The sequence below is a fragment of the Stenotrophomonas sp. PvP093 genome (assembly GCF_017876915.1).
In the GTDB taxonomy this organism is placed as follows: domain Bacteria; phylum Pseudomonadota; class Gammaproteobacteria; order Xanthomonadales; family Xanthomonadaceae; genus Stenotrophomonas; species Stenotrophomonas muris.
The window spans coordinates 2,595,067-2,617,804 of the sequence record NZ_JAGIOX010000004.1; the positions used below are offsets into that span (position 1 = coordinate 2,595,067).

The 22,738-nt window shown below is 68.1% G+C and carries 21 protein-coding genes; 10 read left to right on the forward strand and 11 right to left on the reverse strand.

Annotated features, from left to right (window positions below):
* Positions 1–52: 52 nt before the first annotated feature.
* Positions 53–2,965 carry a VIT domain-containing protein gene (locus tag J3A72_RS14475; protein ID WP_075077082.1) on the reverse strand — a complete coding sequence of 971 codons (2,913 nt, stop codon included), beginning with the start codon at positions 2,963–2,965 and terminating at the stop codon, positions 53–55.
* Positions 2,966–3,107: 142 nt separating this feature from the next.
* Positions 3,108–4,865, reverse strand: coding sequence for a single-stranded-DNA-specific exonuclease RecJ (recJ, locus tag J3A72_RS14480; protein WP_075077098.1), 1,758 nt, complete (start codon positions 4,863–4,865; stop codon positions 3,108–3,110).
* A gap of 145 nt (positions 4,866–5,010) precedes the next feature.
* Here recJ and J3A72_RS14485 point away from each other — a divergent pair, with 145 nt between their 5' ends.
* Positions 5,011–6,051, forward strand: coding sequence for a DUF1176 domain-containing protein (locus tag J3A72_RS14485; RefSeq protein ID WP_075077083.1), 1,041 nt, complete (start codon positions 5,011–5,013; stop codon positions 6,049–6,051).
* A 112-nt stretch (positions 6,052–6,163) separates the two neighbouring features.
* Here J3A72_RS14485 and J3A72_RS14490 read toward each other — a convergent pair whose 3' ends face one another.
* The 5 genes from J3A72_RS14490 to J3A72_RS14510 all read right to left on the reverse strand — a co-directional run bounded on the left by J3A72_RS14490 (position 6,164) and on the right by J3A72_RS14510 (position 13,086).
* Positions 6,164–7,081 (reverse strand): phosphoglycerate mutase, encoded by a 918-nt coding sequence (locus J3A72_RS14490; RefSeq protein WP_053494864.1) that lies wholly within the window; start codon positions 7,079–7,081, stop codon positions 6,164–6,166.
* A gap of 4 nt (positions 7,082–7,085) precedes the next feature.
* The gene (greA, locus tag J3A72_RS14495) at positions 7,086–7,550 is read right to left on the reverse strand and encodes a transcription elongation factor GreA (protein ID WP_026347191.1); all 465 of its coding nucleotides are present in this window, start codon (positions 7,548–7,550) and stop codon (positions 7,086–7,088) included.
* An 8-nt stretch (positions 7,551–7,558) separates the two neighbouring features.
* Positions 7,559–10,801 (reverse strand): carbamoyl-phosphate synthase large subunit, encoded by a 3,243-nt coding sequence (gene carB, locus J3A72_RS14500; protein ID WP_014646994.1) that lies wholly within the window; start codon positions 10,799–10,801, stop codon positions 7,559–7,561.
* A gap of 149 nt (positions 10,802–10,950) precedes the next feature.
* On the reverse strand, positions 10,951–12,078 hold the full coding sequence (carA, locus tag J3A72_RS14505; RefSeq protein ID WP_014646993.1) for a glutamine-hydrolyzing carbamoyl-phosphate synthase small subunit: 1,128 nt from the start codon (positions 12,076–12,078) through the stop codon (positions 10,951–10,953).
* Between the two features lie 336 nt (positions 12,079–12,414).
* Positions 12,415–13,086 carry a dihydrodipicolinate reductase C-terminal domain-containing protein gene (locus J3A72_RS14510; RefSeq protein ID WP_014646992.1) on the reverse strand — a complete coding sequence of 224 codons (672 nt, stop codon included), beginning with the start codon at positions 13,084–13,086 and terminating at the stop codon, positions 12,415–12,417.
* Positions 13,087–13,206: 120 nt separating this feature from the next.
* On the opposite strand from J3A72_RS14510, the gene J3A72_RS14515 reads away from it, so the two are divergent.
* The 4 genes from J3A72_RS14515 to J3A72_RS14530 all read left to right on the forward strand — a co-directional run bounded on the left by J3A72_RS14515 (position 13,207) and on the right by J3A72_RS14530 (position 15,632).
* On the forward strand, positions 13,207–13,986 hold the full coding sequence (locus tag J3A72_RS14515; protein WP_075077085.1) for a 3-oxoacyl-ACP reductase: 780 nt from the start codon (positions 13,207–13,209) through the stop codon (positions 13,984–13,986).
* Between the two features lie 4 nt (positions 13,987–13,990).
* Positions 13,991–14,386 carry a MerR family transcriptional regulator gene (locus J3A72_RS14520; RefSeq protein WP_075077086.1) on the forward strand — a complete coding sequence of 132 codons (396 nt, stop codon included), beginning with the start codon at positions 13,991–13,993 and terminating at the stop codon, positions 14,384–14,386.
* A gap of 55 nt (positions 14,387–14,441) precedes the next feature.
* Complete coding sequence (locus J3A72_RS14525; RefSeq protein WP_049408776.1) at positions 14,442–15,023, forward strand: NAD(P)H-dependent oxidoreductase; 582 nt, start codon at positions 14,442–14,444, stop codon at positions 15,021–15,023.
* A gap of 147 nt (positions 15,024–15,170) precedes the next feature.
* The gene (locus J3A72_RS14530) at positions 15,171–15,632 is read left to right on the forward strand and encodes a DUF4304 domain-containing protein (protein WP_075077087.1); all 462 of its coding nucleotides are present in this window, start codon (positions 15,171–15,173) and stop codon (positions 15,630–15,632) included.
* Positions 15,633–15,785: 153 nt separating this feature from the next.
* Here J3A72_RS14530 and J3A72_RS14535 read toward each other — a convergent pair whose 3' ends face one another.
* Genes J3A72_RS14535 through J3A72_RS14545 form a run of 3 tightly spaced genes read right to left on the reverse strand, consistent with a single transcriptional unit; the run spans position 15,786 to position 18,147 of the window.
* Positions 15,786–16,031 carry a DUF6587 family protein gene (locus J3A72_RS14535; protein WP_049440085.1) on the reverse strand — a complete coding sequence of 82 codons (246 nt, stop codon included), beginning with the start codon at positions 16,029–16,031 and terminating at the stop codon, positions 15,786–15,788.
* Positions 16,031–17,896, reverse strand: coding sequence for a ferrous iron transporter B (locus J3A72_RS14540; RefSeq protein WP_032959475.1), 1,866 nt, complete (start codon positions 17,894–17,896; stop codon positions 16,031–16,033). Before J3A72_RS14540 ends, J3A72_RS14535 begins: the two co-directional genes overlap by 1 nt.
* Positions 17,893–18,147, reverse strand: a complete 255-nt coding sequence (locus J3A72_RS14545) for a FeoA family protein (protein WP_005416370.1) — start codon at positions 18,145–18,147, stop codon at positions 17,893–17,895. The genes J3A72_RS14540 and J3A72_RS14545 overlap by 4 nt, the downstream gene beginning before the upstream one ends.
* 119 nt (positions 18,148–18,266) lie before the next feature.
* On the opposite strand from J3A72_RS14545, the gene J3A72_RS14550 reads away from it, so the two are divergent.
* The 5 genes from J3A72_RS14550 (at position 18,267) to yeiP (ending at position 21,840) form a co-directional block, all read left to right on the forward strand.
* Positions 18,267–19,055: an enoyl-CoA hydratase/isomerase family protein gene (locus tag J3A72_RS14550; protein ID WP_014037048.1), complete on the forward strand. Its 789-nt coding sequence runs from the start codon at positions 18,267–18,269 to the stop codon at positions 19,053–19,055.
* Positions 19,056–19,057: 2 nt separating this feature from the next.
* Positions 19,058–19,459, forward strand: a complete 402-nt coding sequence (locus tag J3A72_RS14555) for a VOC family protein (RefSeq protein WP_014646985.1) — start codon at positions 19,058–19,060, stop codon at positions 19,457–19,459.
* The gene (locus tag J3A72_RS14560; RefSeq protein WP_075077088.1) at positions 19,456–20,352 is read left to right on the forward strand and encodes a hydroxymethylglutaryl-CoA lyase; all 897 of its coding nucleotides are present in this window, start codon (positions 19,456–19,458) and stop codon (positions 20,350–20,352) included. Before J3A72_RS14555 ends, J3A72_RS14560 begins: the two co-directional genes overlap by 4 nt.
* A gap of 101 nt (positions 20,353–20,453) precedes the next feature.
* Positions 20,454–21,224, forward strand: coding sequence for an SDR family oxidoreductase (locus tag J3A72_RS14565; RefSeq protein ID WP_014646983.1), 771 nt, complete (start codon positions 20,454–20,456; stop codon positions 21,222–21,224).
* Positions 21,225–21,273: 49 nt separating this feature from the next.
* Positions 21,274–21,840: an elongation factor P-like protein YeiP gene (gene yeiP, locus J3A72_RS14570; RefSeq protein WP_005409468.1), complete on the forward strand. Its 567-nt coding sequence runs from the start codon at positions 21,274–21,276 to the stop codon at positions 21,838–21,840.
* A gap of 119 nt (positions 21,841–21,959) precedes the next feature.
* On the opposite strand, the gene J3A72_RS14575 is transcribed toward yeiP, so the two are convergent.
* Positions 21,960–22,661: an MliC family protein gene (locus J3A72_RS14575; RefSeq protein WP_075077089.1), complete on the reverse strand. Its 702-nt coding sequence runs from the start codon at positions 22,659–22,661 to the stop codon at positions 21,960–21,962.
* Between the last annotated feature and the right edge of the window lie 77 nt (positions 22,662–22,738).

Below are 22,738 nucleotides of genomic sequence, written 5' to 3' on the forward strand. Positions count from 1 at the left end.
CGCTACGTCAAGGCAGTCGAGCCAGCTCGACTCTACACGGGTGCCCGAGCGATCAACGCACCTCGAACTCGCCCACCAGCACGGTTTCGGCGCGATCCTTCAGCCGCATCGTCACCATCTGGTCCTTCTGCTTGGCCGTGCCCCAATGGGTGGTCAGGCGCAGCATCAGCGTCGTCGCACCGGTCACCAGTTGCTGGCGACTGCCGAAATAGTTCGCCTCGACCTTGTACTTGCCAGGCTTGGCGTTGCGCAGCGAGAACTGCTCGGGGCCATAGCCGCCGGTGAAGTCCTGCGACATCCGCCCGCCCTGGTAGGTCTGGCGGTTGCCGTAGTAGGCACGCTCGCCATTCGGGTCGGTCACCCACAGGTCCATGTCGCTGTTGTCGGCATCCCAGGACAGCACCACGCGCAGGTCCAGCGGCATTGCCTGCAGCAGGCGCGGGTCGATGGCCGAGGTATCCAGCCGTGGCGTGCTGCGCGCCACCAGGTTGGTCAGCTCATCCAATGCGATCAGGGCGATGCCATCGAAGCGGCTGTCCCACGGCCGCACCACCACCTGGTACAGCGGCGCCAGCGCCTGTTGCGGCTTGCCGGCCGCTGCCAGCGCCAGGCCCAGGTCGCGGAAGCTCTGCGGTTCTTCCTGGCCCATCGCCAGCACCTGCTCGAACACCGGCACCGCCAGTGCCGGGGCATCAGCCTGCATCAGCCGGTAGCCGAGCACGCGCAGCAGATGCCGGTTGTCCAGATCCATCTCGGCCAGGTTCGACAGTACCCGCAGTGCCAGTTCGCGCTGGCCCTGCCCCAGCAGCAGGTCGGCCACATCGAGGAAGAACGCGCTGCTGTCGGCGTGGGCATCGCGCTCGGCCAGATAGCGGTCGTAGAGTTGCGACGGCGGGCCCTCGCGCAGGCGCCGGGCGATGGCCGAGTCCGGCTGCCAGGCCGCCAGCTGGATGCCGAGTTGGCCGTCGTTGGCAGCAGCGGGCGCAGCGAGACGGCCACCAGTGACCGTGATTGAATCCAGGGCCTTGTTCGATGCAGGCGCTGAGCGACGCGCACGCGCGCTGCTGGCTTCCATGCGCTGCTCGGCGGCGGCGGCCATCGGTGCCGGGGCGGGTGGTGCCGCCGGGGCCGGCGCGGCGAGCATCGCCACCGGCGCTGATTCCATCGCGTAGTCCGCGGAGGCCACTTCGAGTGCCCCGCCCTTCGGCTGCGGCGGCACACCCTTCGGCCAGCTGCGGTTCCACCACTGCTGGCGCTCCTTCCAGCGAGCGGCCACTTCATCCAGGCGCTGGCGATCGGCTGCGGCGCGATCACTTACCTGCACTGCAAACCTGGCGTCGTACTCGGCGCGCAACGTGCCCGAAGGGCGGATCGCATAGCGCAGGTAGTCCTCCAGCGTCTCCAGCACGATCAGCGAGGTATCCGGCCCGACCAGGCCGAACTGTTGTGACAGGCGCTGCATCGCCTCACGGTTGCCACGGCGGTCGGCGGCCAGCTGCTGCAGGCGCGCCTGCGCCCACAAGCCTGCCAGCAGTTCACCGTCTTTGCTCTTCTGCGTGGCGGGCAGCGCCTGCCATTCGCCGCCACCCACGCGCACCCGCATCGGCACACCGTCGGCCGCCAGTCGTGCATGCAGCCACAACCAGCCCTGGGCTTCACTGCGACGATCGATCACCACGTCCTGCACGCCGCGCCCTGCATCGACCTGCACATCCAGCGGCGACGACAGCAGCTCACGGGCGGCCAATTCGACATCCTTGCCCAGCGCAACGAAGCGGCCGCCATGCGCTTCGCTCCAACCACGCAGCCGCACCGCATCGGTGCGCGCACCGGCGCTGCTGACCGCAAACAGGCGTTGGTCCGGCGCCATCGCCGGCAGCTGTTCCGGCCCATAGGTCAGCAGGCCATCGCTGACCAGCAGGTATTCCTTCACGCCCGGCTGCGGCTGCCACTGCGCCAGTGCGCTGGCGCCGTCCGGACGCACGGCCTGCAGTGCTGCGCGCAGCTCGTTCCAGTTGCCGGCGCGGATGCGGAATCGACGCACCGGCTCGGCGCGATCGCGCAGCACGGTCAAGGCCACGGTGCCGTCACCCATCGCAGCGAAGTAGCGATCCAGCAGGGCGAACTCACGCGAGCGATCGCGCTGTCCCGCCGAACCGGAGCCGTCCCACAGCAGGCCGATCTCGCTGGGCAACGTGCGCGGCGTGCTGCTGGCCACCACCGGCAGCTGCGCCAACAGGTAATGGCCGTCCTGCCAGGGCGCCGCCTGCACCTGTGCCTGTCGGGCTGCCGGCAGGCTCCACTGCAGCTGCTGCGGCAGCTGCGCGCCCCTGCCCTGCCACTGCAGCTGGCCCGCGCTGATGCGGAAGGGCGCCGTACCCGCGGTGGCCGTGTCGGGGGCCTGCAGTTTCAGCTCAACCGAGGCTGCACCGGCGGCGAACTGCAGCGGCAGTGTCCACTGCCAGCCTTGGCCGGCGAAGGCCAACGGCTCGCGAATCACCAGCTCCACGCGCCGGCTACCGCCGGCCGGCAGCGGGTAGATGCGCAACCGGAACTGGTTGCCAGCGGTCTGTTCCAGCAGGCCCGGGTCGACCCCGCGACGGGCGATCTCCTCGAACACCTGGCGGCCGCGATCCTTGGGCACCGGCACCGCGTCACGCATCTCGCCGTTGATATCCAGCGCGAAGCCGCTGACCTGCTGACCGTCGGCCAGCGGGAACTGCAGCTCGCCCTCCAGCACGCGCCGGTTCGGGTTGTGGAATTCCAGTGTGATCCGGGTCTGGGCGATGCCGGCCTGGACTTCGCCTTCGATGCGGGCGTGTCGTAATTGAACCGACTGCTCAGCCGCCGGCGCGATCAGCAGCGGCGTGGCGGCCTGCGGCCGGGAGATCGTCGGCGACTGTGCGCCAACGGGCCAGGCCGCAACGGCCAGCAGCAATACGGTGCAGCAACGGGCGAAGACCATGACCGGACTCCAGTGGGATCGTGAACCTTTGAACGCACCAGCAACCGTAATGGGGTTGGCGCCCCCAAAAAGGGGACGGAGGGGATTAAGTCGCAAGTGGCAAACGAGGCACAAGCGACTTAATCCCCTCCGTCCCCTTTTTCTATGCGGGCAGGCAGTGCTCCACGATCAGCTGGATGGCGCTGCCGCCGCGATAGTCGTCGCAGGCGAGGCGATAGGCGAGATGCACATGGCGACCGGGCGCGTTGCCGTGCCAGCCGCCGAAATGGATGGCGTTGATCGTGCCGGGTACCCCGGTCAGGCGCAGTTCCAGCTTCAGGTGGCGCTCCTTCAGCACGCGCCAGTTGGCCACTTCGAAGTGGCCGTCGAACAGCGGCTCGGGGAAGCCCTGGCCCCACGGCCCGGCCAGGCGCAACGCATCGGCGTGGCGATGGTCCAGCTCGTCCGCCGCCAGTTCGCCATCACTGAGGACCTGCTGCTGCAGTGCCGCCGGGTCGAGCATTTCCAGCACCACGGCGACGAAGGCGGCCTTGAAGTCATCGACGTGGTCACGCCGCAGGCTGAGCCCGGCCGCCATGGCGTGGCCGCCGAAGCGTTCGATCAGGCCCGGATGGCGCGCGTCGACCAGCGCCAGGGCGTCACGGATGTGCAGGCCGGGAATCGAGCGCGCCGAGCCACGCAGGGTGTCGGCGCCCGGTTCGGCCGGGGCAAAGGCGATCACCGGGCGATGCAGGCGATCCTTCATCTTCGATGCGACCAGGCCAACCACACCCGGATGCCAGTCGGCATCGAACAGGCAGGCCGCCACCGGTCGCTGACCGGCCATGTCCAGCACCACCCGGGTCAACGCCTGCTCGGCATCGTCGGTCATCGACTGCTGCACGGCGCGCCGTTCCGAATTGATCTGCTCCAGCGTCTGCGCGATCTCGCGCGCCTGGCGCGGGTCTTCGGTCAGCAGCAGCGCGATGCCCAGCGCCATGTCTTCCAGCCGGCCCGCGGCGTTCAGGCGCGGGCCGAGCGCGAAGCCGATGTCGGTGGCAGTGAGCCGCGCGGCATCACGGCCGCTGGCTTCGATCAGCGCACGCAGGCCGACACAGCCCTGCCCCGCGCGCAGACGGCGCAGGCCCGCGCTGACCAGTGCCCGGTTGTTCGGATCCAGCGCCACCAAGTCGGCGACGGTGCCGACCGCCACCAGGTCCAGCAGCGTGGTGAGGTCCGGCCCCTTGCCATCGGCGAAGACGCCGGCCTCGCGCATGTGCCGGCGCAGCGCCATCAGCACGTAGAAGATCACGCCGACGCCGGCCAGTGACTTGCTGGGGAAGGCATCACCGTCGAGATTGGGATTGACGATGACATCGGCCGGCGGCAGCTGCGGCCCGGGAAGGTGATGGTCGGTGACCAGCACCTGCCAGCCGCGCGCCTTGGCGGCGGTCACGCCCGCATGGCAGGCGATGCCGTGATCTACAGTCACCAGCAGGTCCGGCTGCAGCGCGGCCAGTTCCTCCACCAGCGACGGCGACAGGCCATAGCCATGCACCATGCGGTTCGGCACCGCGTGGAAGACGTGCTGCGCGCCGAGCATGCGCAGGCCGCGCACGCCGACCGCACAGGCGGTGGCGCCATCGCAATCGAAATCGCCGACCACCAGGATGCGCCTGTCATTGGCGATGGCCTCGATCAGCAGACCCACCGCATCATCGATGCCGGTCAGCAACTCGGGCGCGTGGAGGCTGCCCAGTTTCGGCAGCGCCAGCTCTGGCGTACCTGCGCCACGGCTGGCATACAGGCGCGCCAGCAGTGGCAGCGTGCCCTCTGGCCAGCTGCCGGGTACGACCGCATCGCGGCGGCGGATCATCGGCGTATCGGAGGAGGAGTGCGCAGCATCGGCGGCAAGGGACATCGGCATCGCCGGGTTGCGGAAGACATCCCCATGATAGCGCGGGGTCGGATCTCTCTGCCCGCAGGAGGCTCCACCCCGATCGCGAGCATTTGGAATTTGCCAGCATATCTTCCATGCTTGTCGGCCCGGAAATGGACTTCAACGCATGCATCGCACGCTCCTTCCCGCGCTGCTGGGCATCGCCCTGGCCCCGGCCGTCCACGCCGCCACGCCCGAACCGAAGGCCGGCGTGCAGTTCCAGCACAACGACTGGTCGCTGGCCTGTGACAACACCCGCACCTGCCGCGCCGCCGGCTACAGTCCGGAACAACCCGGCAATCTGCTCAGCCTGATGCTGGAACGCGCGGGCGGCCCGGGTACGAAGGTGCTCGCGCGGCTGCGCAATGGCGAGGATAGCGAAAGCCCGACGCCGACCGGGGCGCTGCGCCTGCGCCTGAACGGCAAGGACCTGGGCCCGGTGCACGACACCGGCGACGGGGACAACGTGTTGTTGCAGCAGGCACAGACCGATGCACTGGTCGCCGCACTGCCGCGCCAGGCACGCATCGAGATCATCGACGGCAAGGGCAAGGCGTGGCCGATCTCCGACAGCGGCGCAGCGGCCGTACTGCTGAAGATGGACGAGGCCCAGGGCCGGCTGGGCACGCCCGGTGCGCTGGTGCGGCGTGGCGACAAGCCCGGGGCGAGCGTGCCTGCGGCGTTGCCGGTACCAGTGATCGTGCGCGGCACGCTGATGGCACCGCGCGCCTCGGACGCGGCGCTGGCCAAGGCACCGGGCCTGCGCGAGGCGCTGATCGCCAGCCTGCCGAAGCCGGATGAGTGCGGCCGCCTGAGCGATGGCGGGACAGATGAGATCGAGATCCAGCGACTGGACGCCCAGCATGTACTGGCAAGCACCAGTTGCTTCGTGGGTGCCTACAACATGAGCAACGCCTACTGGGTGGTGCGAGACAGATCGCCGTACCAGGCGACCTTTGTCACCAACCTGGCCGAAGATTTTGACCGCGATGACGCTACGCTGCGAGGCCGCTCCCGAGGCCGCGGTGTCGGCGATTGCATCTCCGCCAATGACTGGGTGTGGGACGGGGAGCGCTTCGTGAAGAGCAGCGATTTCACGACGGGCCAGTGTCGCAATATGCTCGGCGGGCACTGGACACTGCCGACGGTGGTCAGCGAGGTCCGTTGAGGCGCCGCTACCTGCGGTAGTGCCGGCCGCTGGTCGGCAACCCCGACAAACCCTGGGAGTCAGAGCCGTTTTCCGATGGAAAACGGATCCGACCCCGATCGGTCGACCCCGATCAATCGTGAAGCTGCCGCGGCTTCTTCCAGAACTGCCAGCGCTGGCCGCGGTCCAGCTGGAACTGCAGGCCGTCCTCGAAATCGAGCACCAGCCGCTGCAGCTCGCCACGCTTGAGCGCGGCCAGCAGCGGCCGGATTGCATCATTGCCGAGCTGCTGCAGCGAACGCAGCTGGCGCAGGTCGACCAGTGCATCCACCGCCTGGTCGCCATCGACGGCTACGCCAGCCGCCAGGGCCAGGCCCTGCAGCAGCGCATCGCGGCTGCGCACCTGTGCGTGCGGCGTGCTGACCGACACCGGCATCACGCCACCGCCCCAGAACCACAGCGAATTGATCGGCTGTTGTCCCTGAGCGGCGCGCTGCTGGTTCCAGGAATGGTTGTGCAGCAGTACCTGCGCTTCGGTCATCAGCGCCCGCCAGCGACGGCCGCCCTCGCCCTCCGGCAGATGCGAGAACAGGTCATCGCCCAGCACCTCGTCCGGACTATTGAAGTCCGGCAGCACCAGGTCGATTGGAAGCCGCAGGTACCAGCGCGACGGGTCCGGTGCGTCAAGCACGAACCCGGCATCGGCAAACAAGGGCTGCAGCACCGGCAGCAGGGCCAGGCTGTCGGCCAGCGTCGGCCGCAGCGTTTCGCCGTAGGCCATCATCCGCGCGCCATGCATGTCCGGCACCATGCAGGCCGGATCGGCACGCAGCCAGCTGGCGCCGGCCGCATCGCCGACGTCGCGCTGGCGGGTCAACGCGGCCACCGGCCAGTGCGGCGCGGCAACCGCGAAATGGCGCGTCAGCTGCGCGCGTTCGCCCGGCGCGACCTGCACGGTCGTGGCACGGCCGAGCGCACGTGCCACATCGTCCGGCAACGCAGCCGCGGCAAAGCGGCTGCGGGCCGGCAACAGCAGGGTCGCCGTTGCCACCGTGTCAGTCCACGTAGCTGACGCTGACGATCTCGTACTCGCGCTGGCCGGCCGGGGCGTCGATCACGATCGAATCGCCTTCCAGCTTGCCGATCATCGCGCGCGCCACCGGCGAGGAAATCGCGATCAGGCCCAGCTTGATGTCCGCTTCCAGGTCACCGACGATCTGGTACTTCTTCTCTTCGTCGGTTTCCACGTCGGCCAGCGTCACGCTGGCGCCGAACACTACCTTGGAGCCGGCGTTGAGCTTGCTCACGTCGATGATCTCGGCGTGCGACAGCTCGCCTTCCAGCTGCTTGATGCGGCCTTCGATGAAGCCCTGTTCCTCGCGCGCGGCGTGATACTCGGCGTTCTCCTTCAGGTCGCCATGCTCACGCGCTTCGGCGATGGCGGCGATCACCTTCGGGCGCTTGACCGACTTCAGGTGATCCAGTTCGTCGCGCAGCTTCTGCGCGCCCTTCATGGTGATGGGGGCTCTCATGCATTCAACTCCTTGTGCAGCTCCTGCAGCGACCAGACGGGACCGGTGCCGCGGAATTCCAGTGAATCCACCAGCGCCTTGGCGCCGGCAATGGTGGTCGAGTAGGTGACGCGATGCTGCAGCGCCTCGCGACGGATCGAGAACGAGTCGTTGATCGCCGAACGACCTTCGGTCGTGTTGACGATGTAGACGATCTCGCCGTTCTTGATCGAGTCGACGATGTGCGGACGGCCTTCGACCACCTTGTTGATGATCTCGCAGTCCATGCCGTGCTGCTGCAGCCAGGCGGCGGTGCCACGGGTGGCGACCAGGCTGTAGCCGCGCGCCAGCAGCGCCTTGGCCACCGGCAGCACGCGCTTCTTGTCCGGATCACGCACCGAGACGAAGGCCTTGCCAACCGGCGGGGCCTTGATGCCGCCGGCTTCCTGCGCACGCGCGAAGGCGGCGTTGAAGGTGCGGCCCACGCCCATCACCTCACCGGTGGAGCGCATCTCCGGCCCGAGGATCGGGTCGACGCCCTGGAACTTGGCGAACGGGAAGATCGCTTCCTTCACCGAGTAGTAGTCCGGCACGATTTCCTTGGTCGCGCCCTGCTCGGCCAGCGTCTTGCCGGCCATGCAGCGGGCGGCGATCTTGGCCAGCGGCATGCCGGTGGCCTTGGACACGAACGGCACGGTGCGCGAGGCACGCGGGTTCACTTCCAACAGGTAGATGGTGTCGGCACCCTCGTCGCTGGTCTGGATCGCGAACTGGGTGTTCATCAGGCCGACCACGTTCAGGGCCTTGGCCAGCTCCACCACCTGGCGGCGCAGCTCGGCCTGGGTTTCAGCCGACAGCGAGTACGGCGGCAGCGAGCACGAGGAATCGCCCGAGTGCACGCCGGCTTCTTCGATGTGCTCCATCACGCCACCGATCAGGACGTTGCCCTGGGCATCGGCAATGATGTCGACGTCGCACTCCACGGCGTTGTCGAGGAAGCGGTCCAGCAGCACCGGCGAATCGTTGGACACCTTCACCGCGTCGCGCACGTAGCGGGCCAGGTCGGCTTCGCCGTAGACGATTTCCATCGCACGGCCGCCCAGCACGTAGCTCGGGCGCACCACCAGCGGGTAGCCGATCTCGCGGGCCAGCAGCAGGGCTTCCTGGTCGTTGCGGGCGATGCGGTTCGGCGGCTGCTTCAGGCCCAGCGTGTCGACCAGCTGCTGGAAGCGCTCGCGGTCTTCGGCCAGGTCGATCGAGTCCGGGCTGGTGCCGATCACCGGCACGCCATTGGCTTCCAGCGCGCGCGCCAGCTTCAGCGGGGTCTGGCCGCCGTACTGCACGATCACGCCCTTCGGCTGTTCCAGTTCGACGATCTCCAGCACGTCTTCCAGGGTCAGCGGTTCGAAGTACAGGCGGTCGGAGGTGTCGTAGTCGGTCGACACGGTTTCCGGGTTGCAGTTGACCATGATGGTTTCATAGCCATCCTCGCGCAGCGCCAGTGCGGCGTGCACGCAGCAGTAGTCGAACTCGATGCCCTGGCCGATGCGGTTCGGGCCACCGCCCAGGATCATGATCTTGTCGCGGTTGCTCGGCGCGGCCTCGCACTCGTCCTCGTAGGTGGAGTACAGGTAGGCGGTGCCGGTGGAGAATTCACCGGCGCAGGAGTCCACGCGCTTGTAGACCGGGCGCACCTTGTGCGCACGACGCAGCGCGCGGATGGCGGCTTCATTGGTGCCGGTCAGCTGCGCCAGGCGCGCATCGGAGAAGCCAGCACGCTTCAGCTTGCGCAGGCGTGCGGCGTCCAGCGCGTCGATGCCACCGGCAGCGACTTCGCCTTCTGCAGCGATGATTTCCTCGATCTGGTCCAGGAACCAGTGGTCGATGAACGACAGTGCGTAGATCTCTTCCACGCTCATGCCGGCGCGGAACGCATCGGCGACGAAGAACAGGCGCTCCGGGCCCGGCGCCTTCAACTCGCGACGCAGGGTCTGCAGGTCGTCTTCGTTGGCCAGGTCCAGGCCGGTCGGGTCGAAGCCGACCTTGCCGGTTTCCAGGCCACGCAGGGCCTTCTGCACCGACTCCTGGAAGGTGCGGCCCATCGCCATCACCTCACCCACCGACTTCATCTGGGTGGTCAGGCGGGCGTCGGCGGCCGGGAACTTCTCGAAGGCGAAACGCGGGATCTTGGTGACGACATAGTCGATCGACGGTTCGAACGAGGCCGGGGTCAGGCCACCGGTGATCTCGTTCTTCAGTTCGTCCAGGGTGTAACCCACGGCCAGCTTGGCGGCGACCTTGGCGATCGGGAAGCCGGTGGCCTTGGAGGCCAGCGCCGAGGAACGCGACACGCGCGGGTTCATCTCGATGACGACCACGCGGCCGGTCTTCGGGTTGATGCCGAACTGCACGTTCGAGCCACCGGTATCGACGCCGATCTTGCGCAGCACGGCGATGGAGGCATCGCGCAGGCGCTGGTACTCCTTGTCCGTCAGGGTCTGCGCCGGCGCCACGGTGATCGAGTCACCGGTGTGCACGCCCATCGGGTCCAGGTTTTCGATCGAGCAGACGATGATGCAGTTGTCCGCAGTGTCGCGGACCACTTCCATCTCGAACTCCTTCCAGCCCAGCACCGACTCTTCCACCAGCACCTCGGTGGTCGGCGACAGTTCCAGGCCGCGGCTGACGATCTCGACCAGCTCTTCGCGGTTGTAGGCGATGCCGCCACCGCTGCCGCCCAGGGTGAAGCTGGGGCGGATGATGGTCGGGTAGCCGACGCGGGTCTGGATCTCCAGCGCTTCGTCCAGGGTGTGGGCGACGGCGGCGGTCGGGCATTCCAGGCCGATCTCACCCATGGCCACGCGGAACAGCTCGCGGTCTTCGGCCATGCGGATCGCTTCGCGCTTGGCGCCGATCAGTTCGACGTTGTACTTCTCCAGCACGCCGTTGTCGGCCAGGTCCAGCGCGCAGTTCAGCGCGGTCTGGCCACCCATGGTCGGCAGCAGCGCATCGGGCTTTTCCTTGGCGATGATCTTCTCGACCGTCTGCCAGTTGATCGGCTCGATGTAGACGGCGTCGGCCATCTCCGGGTCGGTCATGATCGTGGCCGGGTTGCTGTTGACCAGCACCACGCGGTAACCCTCGTCACGCAGGGCCTTGCAGGCCTGGGCGCCGGAGTAGTCGAACTCGCAGGCCTGGCCGATGACGATCGGGCCAGCACCGATGATGAGGATGGTCTTGAGGTCAGTGCGCTTGGGCATTTTCTTCTCTAAGTCAGTACAGCGTGACAAGGGGGAGTGATCGCACGCTGTCGATCAGGAATCTTGATCCGCAGCGCCGCGCCAGCGGCAGCAGCGATGCGGGGTTTACGGTCCATCGCGACGCCACCGGGGGGCCGGCGGCGTACTGATCACGCTTTGGCCTGCTCCATCAGCACCACGAAGCGGTCGAACAGCGGACCGACATCGGTCGGGCCCGGCGACGCTTCCGGGTGGCCCTGGAACGAGAACGCCGGCACGTCGGTGCGGGCGACACCCTGGTTGGTGCCGTCGAACAGCGAGCGGTGGGTCACGCGCAGGGTCGGCGGCAGGGTCGCTTCATCGATCGCGAAGCCGTGGTTCTGCGAGGTGATCATCACCCGGCCGCTGTCCAGGTCCTGCACCGGGTGATTGGCACCGTGGTGGCCATGGCCCATCTTCATGGTCTGCGCGCCCGAGGCCAGGCCCAGCAGCTGGTGGCCCAGGCAGATGCCGAAGGTCGGGATCTTCACATCGATGAAGGTCTTGATCGCTTCGATGGCGTAGTCACACGGCTCCGGGTCACCCGGGCCGTTGGACAGGAACACGCCGTCCGGCTTCAGGGCCAGCACTTCGGCGGCCGGGGTCTGCGCCGGTACCACGGTCACTTCGCAGCCACGCTCGGCCAGCATGCGCAGGATGTTGGTCTTCACGCCGAAGTCGTAGGCCACGACCTTGAACCGGGCCGGCACGCTGACGAAAGCGTTGGCATCCAGGTCCAGCTGGCCCTCGGTCCAGGTGTAGGTCTTCTCGGTAGTGACGACCTTGGCCAGATCCATGCCCTTCAGCCCCGGGAACTTGCGGGCGGCTTCCAGTGCCTTTTCCACGTCGATGTCGCCGGCCATCAGCGCACCGTTCTGCGCGCCCTTCTCGCGCAGGATGCGGGTCAGCTTGCGGGTGTCGATGCCGGCGATGGCAACCACGCCACGCTGGATCAGCCAGTCCTGCAGCGACACCTGGCTGCGCCAGTTGCTGGGGCGGCGCGGAACGTCGCGCACGATCAGGCCGGCCGACCACACCTTGGACGCTTCGTTGTCCTGGTCGGTCATGCCGGTGTTACCGATATGCGGATAGGTCAGCGTGACCATCTGCCGGGCGTAGGACGGGTCGGTCAGCACTTCCTGGTAGCCGGTCATGGCGGTGTTGAACACCACCTCACCGACGGACAGGCCGGGCGCGCCTACGGATTCGCCCTCGAATACGGTGCCGTCTTCGAGGACGAGGATTGCGGCTTGGGTCACGGGAATCTCACTTTGGCTACCGAGGGGGCTGCCGAAGTCACGCCTGCGCTTCACGGAAATCCGGTTGCAAAAAAGCGCGGACGTACGGTCTGGGACCGGTCCGGCTTTCGTGATTCGGCGAGTGCGAATTGTAGCGCTGCCGGGGCGCTCGCGCCAGCGGTTATCGCGCTTCATGAACAGGCGATTGCGCATTCATTTCAATCCGGCGGCGTATGCGGGCCGGAGGCGGGGTCGGATCCATTTCCCGAATGGGAAAGGCTCTGACCCCAGGCGCCCTCGGATGGGGTCAGAGCCCTTTCCGCAGGAAAGGGATCCGACCCCACGAATCAGCCCGCCCTACTGCAGCAGGTCCCGCACCCGGTAGCTGCCCGGCGCCCGCCCCTGCAGCTGGCGGGCGGCGAACAGGGCGCCGCGGGCGAAGATGTCGCGGTTGGTGGCCCGATGCACCAGCTCGATGCGCTCGCCCAGACCGGTGAACTGCACCAGATGCTCGCCCACGATGTCACCGGCACGCAGGCTGGCGTAGTGCGGCTCCGCCCCGCCCCGTTGCGCGGCCGCGCCCAGGGTCAGCGCGGTGCCCGATGGCGCATCCTTCTTCTGGGTGTGGTGCGATTCGACGATGTCGCAGTCCCAGCCGGCCAGCGCCTGCGCCGCGCGCTCCACCAGCTCGTCCAGTACCGCCACGCCCAGGCTGAAGTTCGAGGCCCACACCAGCGGGATCTTCGCCGCCGCGGCCTCCAGCGCCTGGCGCTGCGTGCTGGAGATGCCGGTGGTACCCGACACCAGCCCGGCACCCCGCTCCACGCACAGCGCCAGCATCGGGTCGAAGCCCTCCGGCAGGCTGAAGTCGATCGCCACATCGAACACCGGCGCGCCGGGCAGCTCACTGGCGCCGAAGAACGGAACGCCGTCGACCACGCGCTGTGCCGGCGCACGGCCGGTCACTGCGGCCACGATCTGCAGGGTTTCGGGATGTTCGGCGGCCAGCCGCAGCAGGGCCTGGCCCATGCGCCCGGAGGCGCCGTGAATGAGGAATCGCAGGGGAGTCTGGTTCATGCCTGCAGGCTAGCGGCAGCACGCCTGCTCCGGCAAGCGCCATCACTGCTACGCTGCATGCCCTTTCATGCAATGGATGGCAGCTCCCTCATGCAGATCAGCGAACAGCTGGTGCTGGTCACCGGTGCCGGCCGCGGCCTTGGCCAGCACATCGCCCGCGCGTTCGCGGCGCAGGGTGCGCGCGTCATCGTCAACTACCACCGCAGCGAAGGCCCCGCACGGGCGCTGGCCGCCGAGCTGGGCGGACAGGCGATCGCGCTGCCGGCCGACGTCACCGACCGCAGCCAGGTCGATGCAATGCTGCAGCACGCCCTGGCCCACTTCGGCCAGGGCGTCACCACCGTGGTCAACAACGCGCTCGCCGCGTTCTCGTTCAATGGTGATGCCCGCGACGGCGCCGCCGATATCGGCTGGCCGGCGTTCCAGGCGCAGTTCGAGGGCAGCGTGCGCGGCGCGCTGAACACCGTGCAGGCCGCCCTGCCCGGCATGCAGGCCCGCCGCTTCGGCCGCATCATCAACATCGGCACCAACCTGTTCCAGAACCCGGTCGTGCCCTACCACGACTACACCGCCGCCAAGGCCGCGCTACTGTCCCTCACGCGCACGCTGGCCGGCGACCTCGGCCCGCATGGCATCACCGTGAACATGCTGTCCGGCGGCCTGCTGCGCACCACCGATGCCAGCGCTGCCACGCCGGAGGCAGTGTTCGACTACATCGCCGCCAACACGCCACTGCGCAGCGTTACCACGCCAGCAGAATTCGCCGATGCCGCGCTGTTCTTCGCCAGCCCCTGGTCGCGCGCGGTGACCGGGCAGAACCTGGTGGTCGATGGCGGGCTGGTGCGGGACTGAGCCAATGCGCATTTCCGAGGTCAGCCGCCTGACCGGCGCCAGCGCCAAGGCCATCCGCCTGTACGAGGCGCGCGGACTACTGCCGCCGGTGCCGCGGCTGAACCGCTATCGCGACTACAGCGAACAGGATGTGGCCTGGGTGCAGCTGATCCGCCAGGCGTTGGCGCTGGGCATCACCCTGGCCGCGATCTCACGCCTGCAGGGCCGCGACGGACGGCTCGACTGGCCCGCGGTGCTGGCCCTGCTTGAGCAACAACGCAGCCGCATCGCCAGCGAGCGGGCACGGCTGGCGCAGGTCGAGCTCGACCTGCAGCAGGTCAGCGACGAACTGCGGCAGTGGCTGCACTCCGGTAGCGGTGACTGCATCCTGGAGCCCAGCTGCTGCGCCGCTGGTGGTTGACTCTGCCCCAAGGGCATAGCCCAACCTCGCGCACTTTCCATTGCCCGAGGTTGCCGTGTCCCGTTCCATCCTGATCCTGCTCGGCCATCCCGACCGCGACAGCCTGTGCGGTGCCCTCGCCCAGCGCTACGCCACCGCCGCCGAGAATGCTGGCCATCGGGTGCGCCTGATCGCACTGGGCGAACTCGAGTTCGATCCGGTGCTGCGCCATGGCTACCGCCAGATCCAGCCGCTGGAAGCCGACCTGCAGGACACTGCGGATGCGATCGAGGCCTGCGACCATCTGGTGCTGGTCTATCCCACCTGGTGGGGCGCGATGCCGGCGCTGCTGAAGGGCTTCTTCGATCGCGTGCTGCTGCCGGGGTACGCCTTCCGCTACCGGCGCGATTCAGTCTGGTGGGACCGGCTGCTGGCCGGTCGCAGCGCACGGGTGATCACCACGCTGGATACGCCGCCCTGGTATTACCGCTGGATCTACCGCGACCCGGGCATCACCCAGATCCGCGCCACTATTCTGGAATTCTGCGGCATCCGCCCGGTGCGGGTCAGCCGACTCGGTGCGGTGCGCAGCAGCTCGCCGGAGCAACGCAACCGGTGGCTGGCGTTGGCAGCGGAGCTGGGCTCACGGGCCAACTAGCTGGAAGAGCGTGCGAACCAAGGTTCGCACCCACCTGGAGCGTTCGCACCCACCTGGGGCGTTCGTTGCGGGTGTCGCGTTTGCCAATTGACCGTCAGGCACTGCGCCTCAAGGCTGTGGGCCCTTGTTACGGCCCAGGCAAAGCCCATGAAATCCTCGACCGTCTTCAGCAAGTGCGCCAGGAAGACCGGCTTTGCCGGTACGTCGACGACCCGCTACCGCTTGCTGGACGCCGCGCTGCTTGTCGTGAATCACCAGCGCGCCAGCGAAAGCCGGGGCTTCTATGTGAATGCTGGACTCTACTTTCCGGAACTGCTCACGTATCCCCTCGCGCCTGACGATCTTGAAACGGCTTTCCGGTACCGCTCCAGCATCCCCACGCCCCATGTCGACTGGCGGATCGAAGAAACGCCGGGCCTGCGCCGGACCTTCATCCAGCAGGATCTTGAAGATCTGCTGGAGGCCGGTAACCGCGACGCGTTGAAGGCCCTGCTGCTCGATGCCCTGGCCGACGTGGCGGGTTTCGCGGCAGCCCATGGGAACAGGGAATCGGTGCGGCGATTGAACCGGGACGGGAGCTTCCGGGCAATCATCCGCAGAGAAGTCTGAACCCCGAGAGCGTGCGAACCAAGGTTCGCACCCACAGGGCGAAGGTTCGCACCCACAGGGCGAAGGTTCGCACCCACAGGGCGAAGGCCCGCACCCACCGGCCGAAGGTTCGCGCCCACCAGGCGGCCGCAGCCGAACAGGCTCGACGCTACTTCACTTCTTGCTCGGCCCGCAGCTGTCGCAACCGCCACAGGCACCACCACCACCCGTTGCCGGCGGCGCGATCTTCCGCCCCAGCGCCTGCAGCCAGGCGGCGCGGCCCGGCTTCAACAGGGCCAACGCCAACGCACCGCGCAGCGTGCGCACGGTGCCCGGGAACTGCTTCTTCAGCACCACCCAGGCACTGACCAGCACAGCCACCGCGATGATCAGGTACTGGATCAGCAGGCCGGTATCCATCAGCCGCCTCCCAGCGCCCTGGTCACCTGGTAGGTGATCAGTGCGGCCACATAAGCCGCTGCGAACAGGTAGAACGCGGCAAAGCCCATCTGCTTCCACGAATTGGTCTCGCGCTTGATGGTGGCCAGCGTCGAGATGCACATCGGGGCGTAGATGTACCAGACCAGCAGCGACAGCGCGGTCGCCAGCGACCAGCCATCGCTGATCAGCGGGGTCAGCGCCTGGCTGGCGGCATCGTCATCGGCGGCCGACAGCGCATACACGGTGGCCAGCGACGACACCGCCACCTCGCGCGCGGCCAGGCCCGGGATCAGCGCGATGCAGATCTGCCAGTTGAAGCCCAGCGGCGCGAAGAACACCGCCATCGCATGGCCGATCTGGCCGGCGTAGCTGTAGTCGATGGCTGGCATCGTGGCGTCGGCCGGTGCCGCCGGGAACGACAGCAGCACCCACAGCAGGATGGTCAGCGCCAGGATGATGCCGCCGACGCGCTTGAGGAAGATCATGCCGCGCTCGTACAGCCCCACGGCCAGGTCGCGCACATGCGGCAGGCGGTACGACGGCAGCTCCAGCATCAGCGGGTGCTCGCTCTTGTCGCGACGCCACTTCTTCATGATCCACGACATCGCCAGCGCGCTGAGAATGCCCGCCGCATACAGGCCGAACAGCACCAGGCCCTGCTGGTTGAACACGCCCCACACCGTCTTCTGCGGAATGAACGCACCGATCAGCAGCGCGTACACCGGCAGGCGCGCCGAGCAGGTCATCAGCGGCGCCACCAGGATCGTGGCCAGGCGGTCACGCGGGTCCTGGATGCTGCGCGTGGACATGATGCCCGGCACCGCGCAGGCGAAGCTGGACAGCAGCGGGATGAACGAGCGACCGGACAGGCCGGCGGCCGCCATCATGCGGTCGAGCAGGAACGCCGCACGCGGCAGGTAGCCGGACTCCTCCAGCACCAGGATGAAGAAGAACAGGATCAGGATCTGCGGCAGGAACACCACCACGCCGCCGACGCCTGCGATGATGCCGTCGGTCAGCAGGCTGGCCAGCGGGCCTTCCGGCAGCACGCTGCCAACAAAGGTGCCGAGCCAGGCGAAGCCAGCCTCGATGCCGTCCATCAGCGGCGTCGCCCAGGCGTACACCGCCTGGAAGATCAGGAACATCACCACCGCCAGGCTGACCAGGCCGAACACCGGGTGCAGCAGCCAGCGGTCCAGCGCGTCGTCGATCTTCGCGGTCCGTGCCGGCATCCGCACGGCGACCGACAGGATCCCGCGCACCTTGGCGTGGTAGTCGATGCCACCTTCCGGGCCCGGCACCGGTGCATCCAGGTGCGGCACCATCGCGTCCAGGCGCTCGACCAGGGCCTTGGCGCCCTGCTTGCGCACCGCCACGGTCTCCACCACCGGCACACCCAGCTCGCGCTCCAGCGCGGCCACATCCACCTGGATGCCGCGGCGCTGGGCCGCATCGACCATGTTCAGGGCCACCACCATCGGCTTGCCCAGTTCGCGCAGCTCCAGCGCGAAGCGCAGGTGCAGGCGCAGGTTGGTGGCGTCGATCACGCACAGCAGCACGTCCGGCGCGGCCTCGCCCGGGTAGAAGCCCCGGCACAGGTCACGGGTGATCGCCTCGTCCAGGCTGGCCGGATGCAGGCTGTAGGCACCCGGCAGGTCAAGCACGGCGAATTCACGGCCGGACGGCGCACGCAGGCGGCCCTCCTTGCGCTCGACGGTGACGCCGGTGTAGTTGGCGACCTTCTGCCGGCTGCCGGTCAGCTGGTTGAACAGCGCGGTCTTGCCGCTGTTGGGGTTACCGACCAGCGCAATGCGCAGGGGGGCGGTGGCGGCGATTGCGGTCATGCACGTCGTTCCTGGCTGGCGGCGTCGACCACGACCCGCTTGGCTTCACTGATCCGCAGCGCGAACCGGGTGAACCCGACCTGCACCAGCAGCGGCTCGCCGCCCACCGGGCCCTTGGCCACCAGGCGCACTTCCTCGCCGTTCACGAAACCCAGCTCGCGCAGGCGACGGGCAATGGCATCGTTGGCATGCAGGTCCTGCACGGACTCGACCACGGCCGAGGTGTGCAGCGGCAGTTCGGACAGCGTCATCTAGCGTGTTCTCTGCTGGATGTAAATGGTTCTCGATTCTAACATTCCCGCGTCGCGTCATGGCCCATGACCAATGGCCCGCTATGATCCATACAGGTATGGAGTGACCCTGGAATCCCATGAACGATGCTTTGCAGATCGAGCGCCGTGGCGCCGTCCTCACCCTCTGGCTGAACCGGCCGGAGCTGCACAACGCCTTTGACGCCAGCCTGATCGCCCGGCTGACCGCCGCGCTGGAAGCCGCCGGCCGCGATGATTCGGTCCGGGCCGTGGTGGTCGCCGGCCACGGCGCCTCCTTCTCGGCCGGCGCCGACATGCAGTGGATGCGCGGCATGGCGGCGGCCAGCGAGGCCGACAACCGCGAGGACTCGCTGGCACTGGCACGGCTGATGCGCACCCTGGACGAGCTGCCCAAACCGACCCTGGCCCGGGTCCACGGCGCGGCCTTCGGTGGCGGCGTCGGCCTGGTTGCCTGCTGCGACATTGCCATCGCCAGCACCTCGGCCCGCTTCGGCCTGACCGAAAGCCGCCTTGGCCTGCTGCCGGCGGTGATCTCGCCTTACGTGATCGAGGCCATCGGCCCGCGCCAGGCGCGGCGCTGGTTCGCCACCGGCGAGCACTTCGACGCCGATACCGCACTGCGCATCGGCCTGGTCCACCAGCTGGTCGAGCCCGAGCGCCTGGACGAAGCGCTGGAGCGCCAGCTGGCCCTGCTCGACAAGGCCGGCCCGATCGCCTCGTCCACCGCCAAGCAGCTGGTCCGGCAGGTCCGCGACAGCCATGACCGCGACGCGCTGGATCGGGATAATGCCGCCCTGATCGCGCGCCTGCGGGTGTCCGCCGAGGGCCAGGAAGGCCTGGGCGCCTTCCTCGACAAGCGCGCCCCCCATTGGGTCACGGAAGCCTGAACATGCTCGATCATCTTGGTTTGACCAGCGCCGACCTGGCGCGCAGCAAGACCTTCTTCCTGCAGGCGCTGGCGCCGCTGCAGATCGGCGTGGTGATGGAAGTGAGCGCCGAACAGACCGGCGACCACGACCACATCGGCTTCGGCAGCGACGGCAAGCCGTTCTTCTGGCTCGGCAATGGCGGCACCGCCAGCCACGGCGTGCACGTGGCCTTCGCCTGCGCCAGCCGCGCGCAGGTGGACGCCTTCCACGCCGCCGCCCTCGCCGCCGGTGGCCGCGACAACGGCGCGCCGGGCCTGCGCCCGTGGTACCACCCGGATTACTACGCCGCCTTCGTGCTCGACCCGGACGGCAACAACATCGAAGCGGTCTGCCATCGCCCCATCGGCGAGGTGGCTGCATGAGCGACTACGTCCGCATCGTCGAGGTCGGCCCGCGTGACGGCCTTCAGAACGAAAAGCAATCGGTGTCCACCGCCGACAAGATCGAACTGATCAACCGCTTGTCGGCCACCGGCCTGCGCAGCATCGAGGCGACCAGTTTCGTCAGCCCGAAGTGGATTCCGCAGCTGGCCGATGCCGCCGAGGTCTACGCCGGCATCCAGCGCCGGCCGGGCATCCACTACCCGGTGCTGGTGCCGAACGAACAGGGCTACGACCGCGCCCGCGCGGTGGGCGTGGAGGAAGTGGCGGTGTTCACCGCTGCGTCCGAGGCCTTCAACCGCACCAACACCAATGCCGGCATCGACGAATCGCTGGCCCGGTTCGAGCCGATCCTGCGCCGCGCCGCCGCCGATGGCGTGCGCGTGCGCGGCTACGTCTCTACCGTGCTCGGCTGCCCCTACCAGGGCGAGGTGCCGCTGGCCGACGTGGTGCGGGTGGCGCGCGCGCTGCACCAGATGGGCTGTTACGAAATCTCGCTGGGCGACACCATCGGCGTCGGCACCCCACGCAAGGCACGGGCGATGCTGCAGGCGGTCGCTGCCGAGATCCCGATGGAAGCCTTGGCCGTGCACTTCCACGACACCTACGGCCAGGCCATCGCCAACATCGCCACCTGCCTGGAAGCAGGCGTGCGCGTGGTCGACAGTTCAGTCTCGGGCGCCGGTGGCTGCCCGTACGCGAAGGGGGCCAGCGGCAACGTCGCCAGCGAGGACGTGGTCTACCTGCTGCAGGGCCTGGGCCTGGACAGTGGCGTGGACCTGCCGGCACTGGCCGAGACCGGCCGCTGGCTGGCCGGCCTGCTCGGCCGCGCCACCGCCAGCCGCACCGGCCAGGCGCTCGCAGCGGCCGGCTGAGCACCCCGCTGCGCCGCTCCCGCTCGGGCGGCGCAGCGCACAACGGCGACGGTCGCCGCTTCCGTTAGAATCGGCGGCTCTCGAACCTGCAGGACCGTTCAATGCAGCTGTCTTCCGTACGTGCCGTGATCACTGGCGGCGTCTCCGGCCTCGGCCTGGCCGTGGCCCAGCACCTCGTCGCCCAGGGCGGCAAGGTGGCTCTGTTCGACCTCAACGACGACAAGGGTGCAGCTGCCGTTGCCGGGCTGGGTGCCGACAAGGCCCGCTATTTCAATGTCAATGTCAGCGATGAGGCGGCCGTGGCTGCAGCCATCGACCAAGCCCACGATTTCCTCGGCGGCCTGAACGTGGCGATGAACTGCGCCGGCATCCTCGGCGCCGGTCGCGTGCTCGGCAAGGAAGGCCCGATGCCGCTGGCCGGCTTCCAGGGCACGGTGATGGTCAACCTGGTCGGCAGCTTCAACGTCGCCAAGGCCGCGGCCAACCGCATGCAGCACAACGACGCCGGCGAAGACGGCGAGCGCGGCGTGATCATCAACACCGCCAGCATCGCTGCCTATGAAGGACAGATCGGCCAGGCCGCGTATGCCGCCAGCAAGGGCGGCGTGGTGTCGATGACGCTGCCGATGGCGCGCGAACTGTCGCGCTTCGGCATCCGCGTCAATACGATTGCTCCTGGCGTGTTCTGGACGCCGATGGTCGATGGCATGCCCGAAGCCGTGCAGCAGTCGCTGGCCGCCTCGATCCCGTTCCCGTCGCGCCTGGGCAAGCCGGAAGACTTCGCCAGCCTGGTCGGCTTCATCCTCGGCAACACCTACCTCAACGGCGAGACCATCCGCCTGGACGGCGCTACCCGCCTCGCTCCGAAGTGATTCCCCCCGGGCGCCGGGACGGCGCCCTCCCCCAACGACCTAGATCACCATGAAAGCCAACGACATCAAGAAGGGCAACGTCGTCGAGTACAACAACGGCGTGTACCAGATCCGCGACATCGAGCGCAGCTCGCCGCAGGGTCGCGGCGGCAACGTCCGCTTCCGCTTCATCATGTACAGCGTGCCGGGCGGCAACAAGCTCGACGCCAGCTTCGATGCCGACGACAACCTGGTCGAGGTCGAACTGCTGCGCCGCCAGTCCACCTATTCGTACAAGGACGGCGATGCCTTCGTGTTCCTCGATGACGAGGACTACACGCCCTACACCCTGGACGCGGACGTGATCGGCGACGACGCCGGCTACATCACCGACGGCCTGACCGGCATCTACGTGCAGGTGATCGACGAGCAGCCGGTGGCGATCCAGCTGCCGGCCTCGGTGGTGCTGGAAGTGATCGAGACCCCGCCGGAACTGAAGGGCGGCACTGCCACCAAGCGCCCGAAGCCGGCCAAGCTCAACACCGGCATCGAGATCATGGTGCCGGAATACATCGTCAACGGCGAACGCGTGCTGGTGAACACCGCCACCGGCGAATTCGCCGGCCGCGCCGACTAAGCGCCTTGCGCTGATCGGCTGCCTGTCCCTGCTTGCGGCGTGCTCGCCGCAGGCAGCGGGCAGCGCATCGGATGTAGCGATCGTGTAGAGCCGAGCGTGGACTCGGCTCTACAGAAGGCTTACGGCTGCTTCGCGCCGAAGTTGCCGCAGCCGTGGTACTGGCGGGTGCCGATGGTCAGGTTCACCTTGGCATCGAACGCCTCGCCGCTCATGTCGTCCTGGCAGGTGGTGCGCTGGAAGCTGAGCTTGACGTCGGTACCGTCGGACGCCTTGCCACTCCAACCGTCAGCACCTTCGGTGGGCGTGGCGACGTCGAAGCGACGCTCGCCATAGTCAACTTCCACCCGCAGGCCCGGCGCGTCGCCATCGACGACCGCCAACCAGCCCGGCTCGTTGCCCGTGGCGCGGAACGCGGCCGTGCCCGCGCTGCCATCGCCTTCGGTCGCTTCGACCGCATGGCACTCGCGGTCCGCCTCGCCCTTCAGGCTCAACAGGCCGTCATCGCTGCCCTTGGCCCAGAAGCTGTTGCCCTGGCCATCACCGTACCTGGCACCCGACGCCGTACGTTCGGAGGTCATGGCGAAGGTACGTTCGCCGATCACCACCGTGGCCGCATCCTCGCCATTGAAGGCCGCGCGCACGCTCAGATCACCACACTGGTACGTGGTCTCGCTGCCAGTACCGGCGCTGGTGCTGGCAGCCGGTTCGGGCGCCGCCGGCGGCGCGGCATCGGTGCCGCCCGCAGCGGGTGCCTGGGCCGGCTGGCACGCGGCCAGCACCAACCCGAGCGAGGCTGCCAACAGACTGGGAACTACACGCATGGCTCGACTCCTTGTCGACACTACAGAGACCTTCGACCCTACCACCTGCCGGTGAGCGCGGCCTGAAAGCGGCCTGA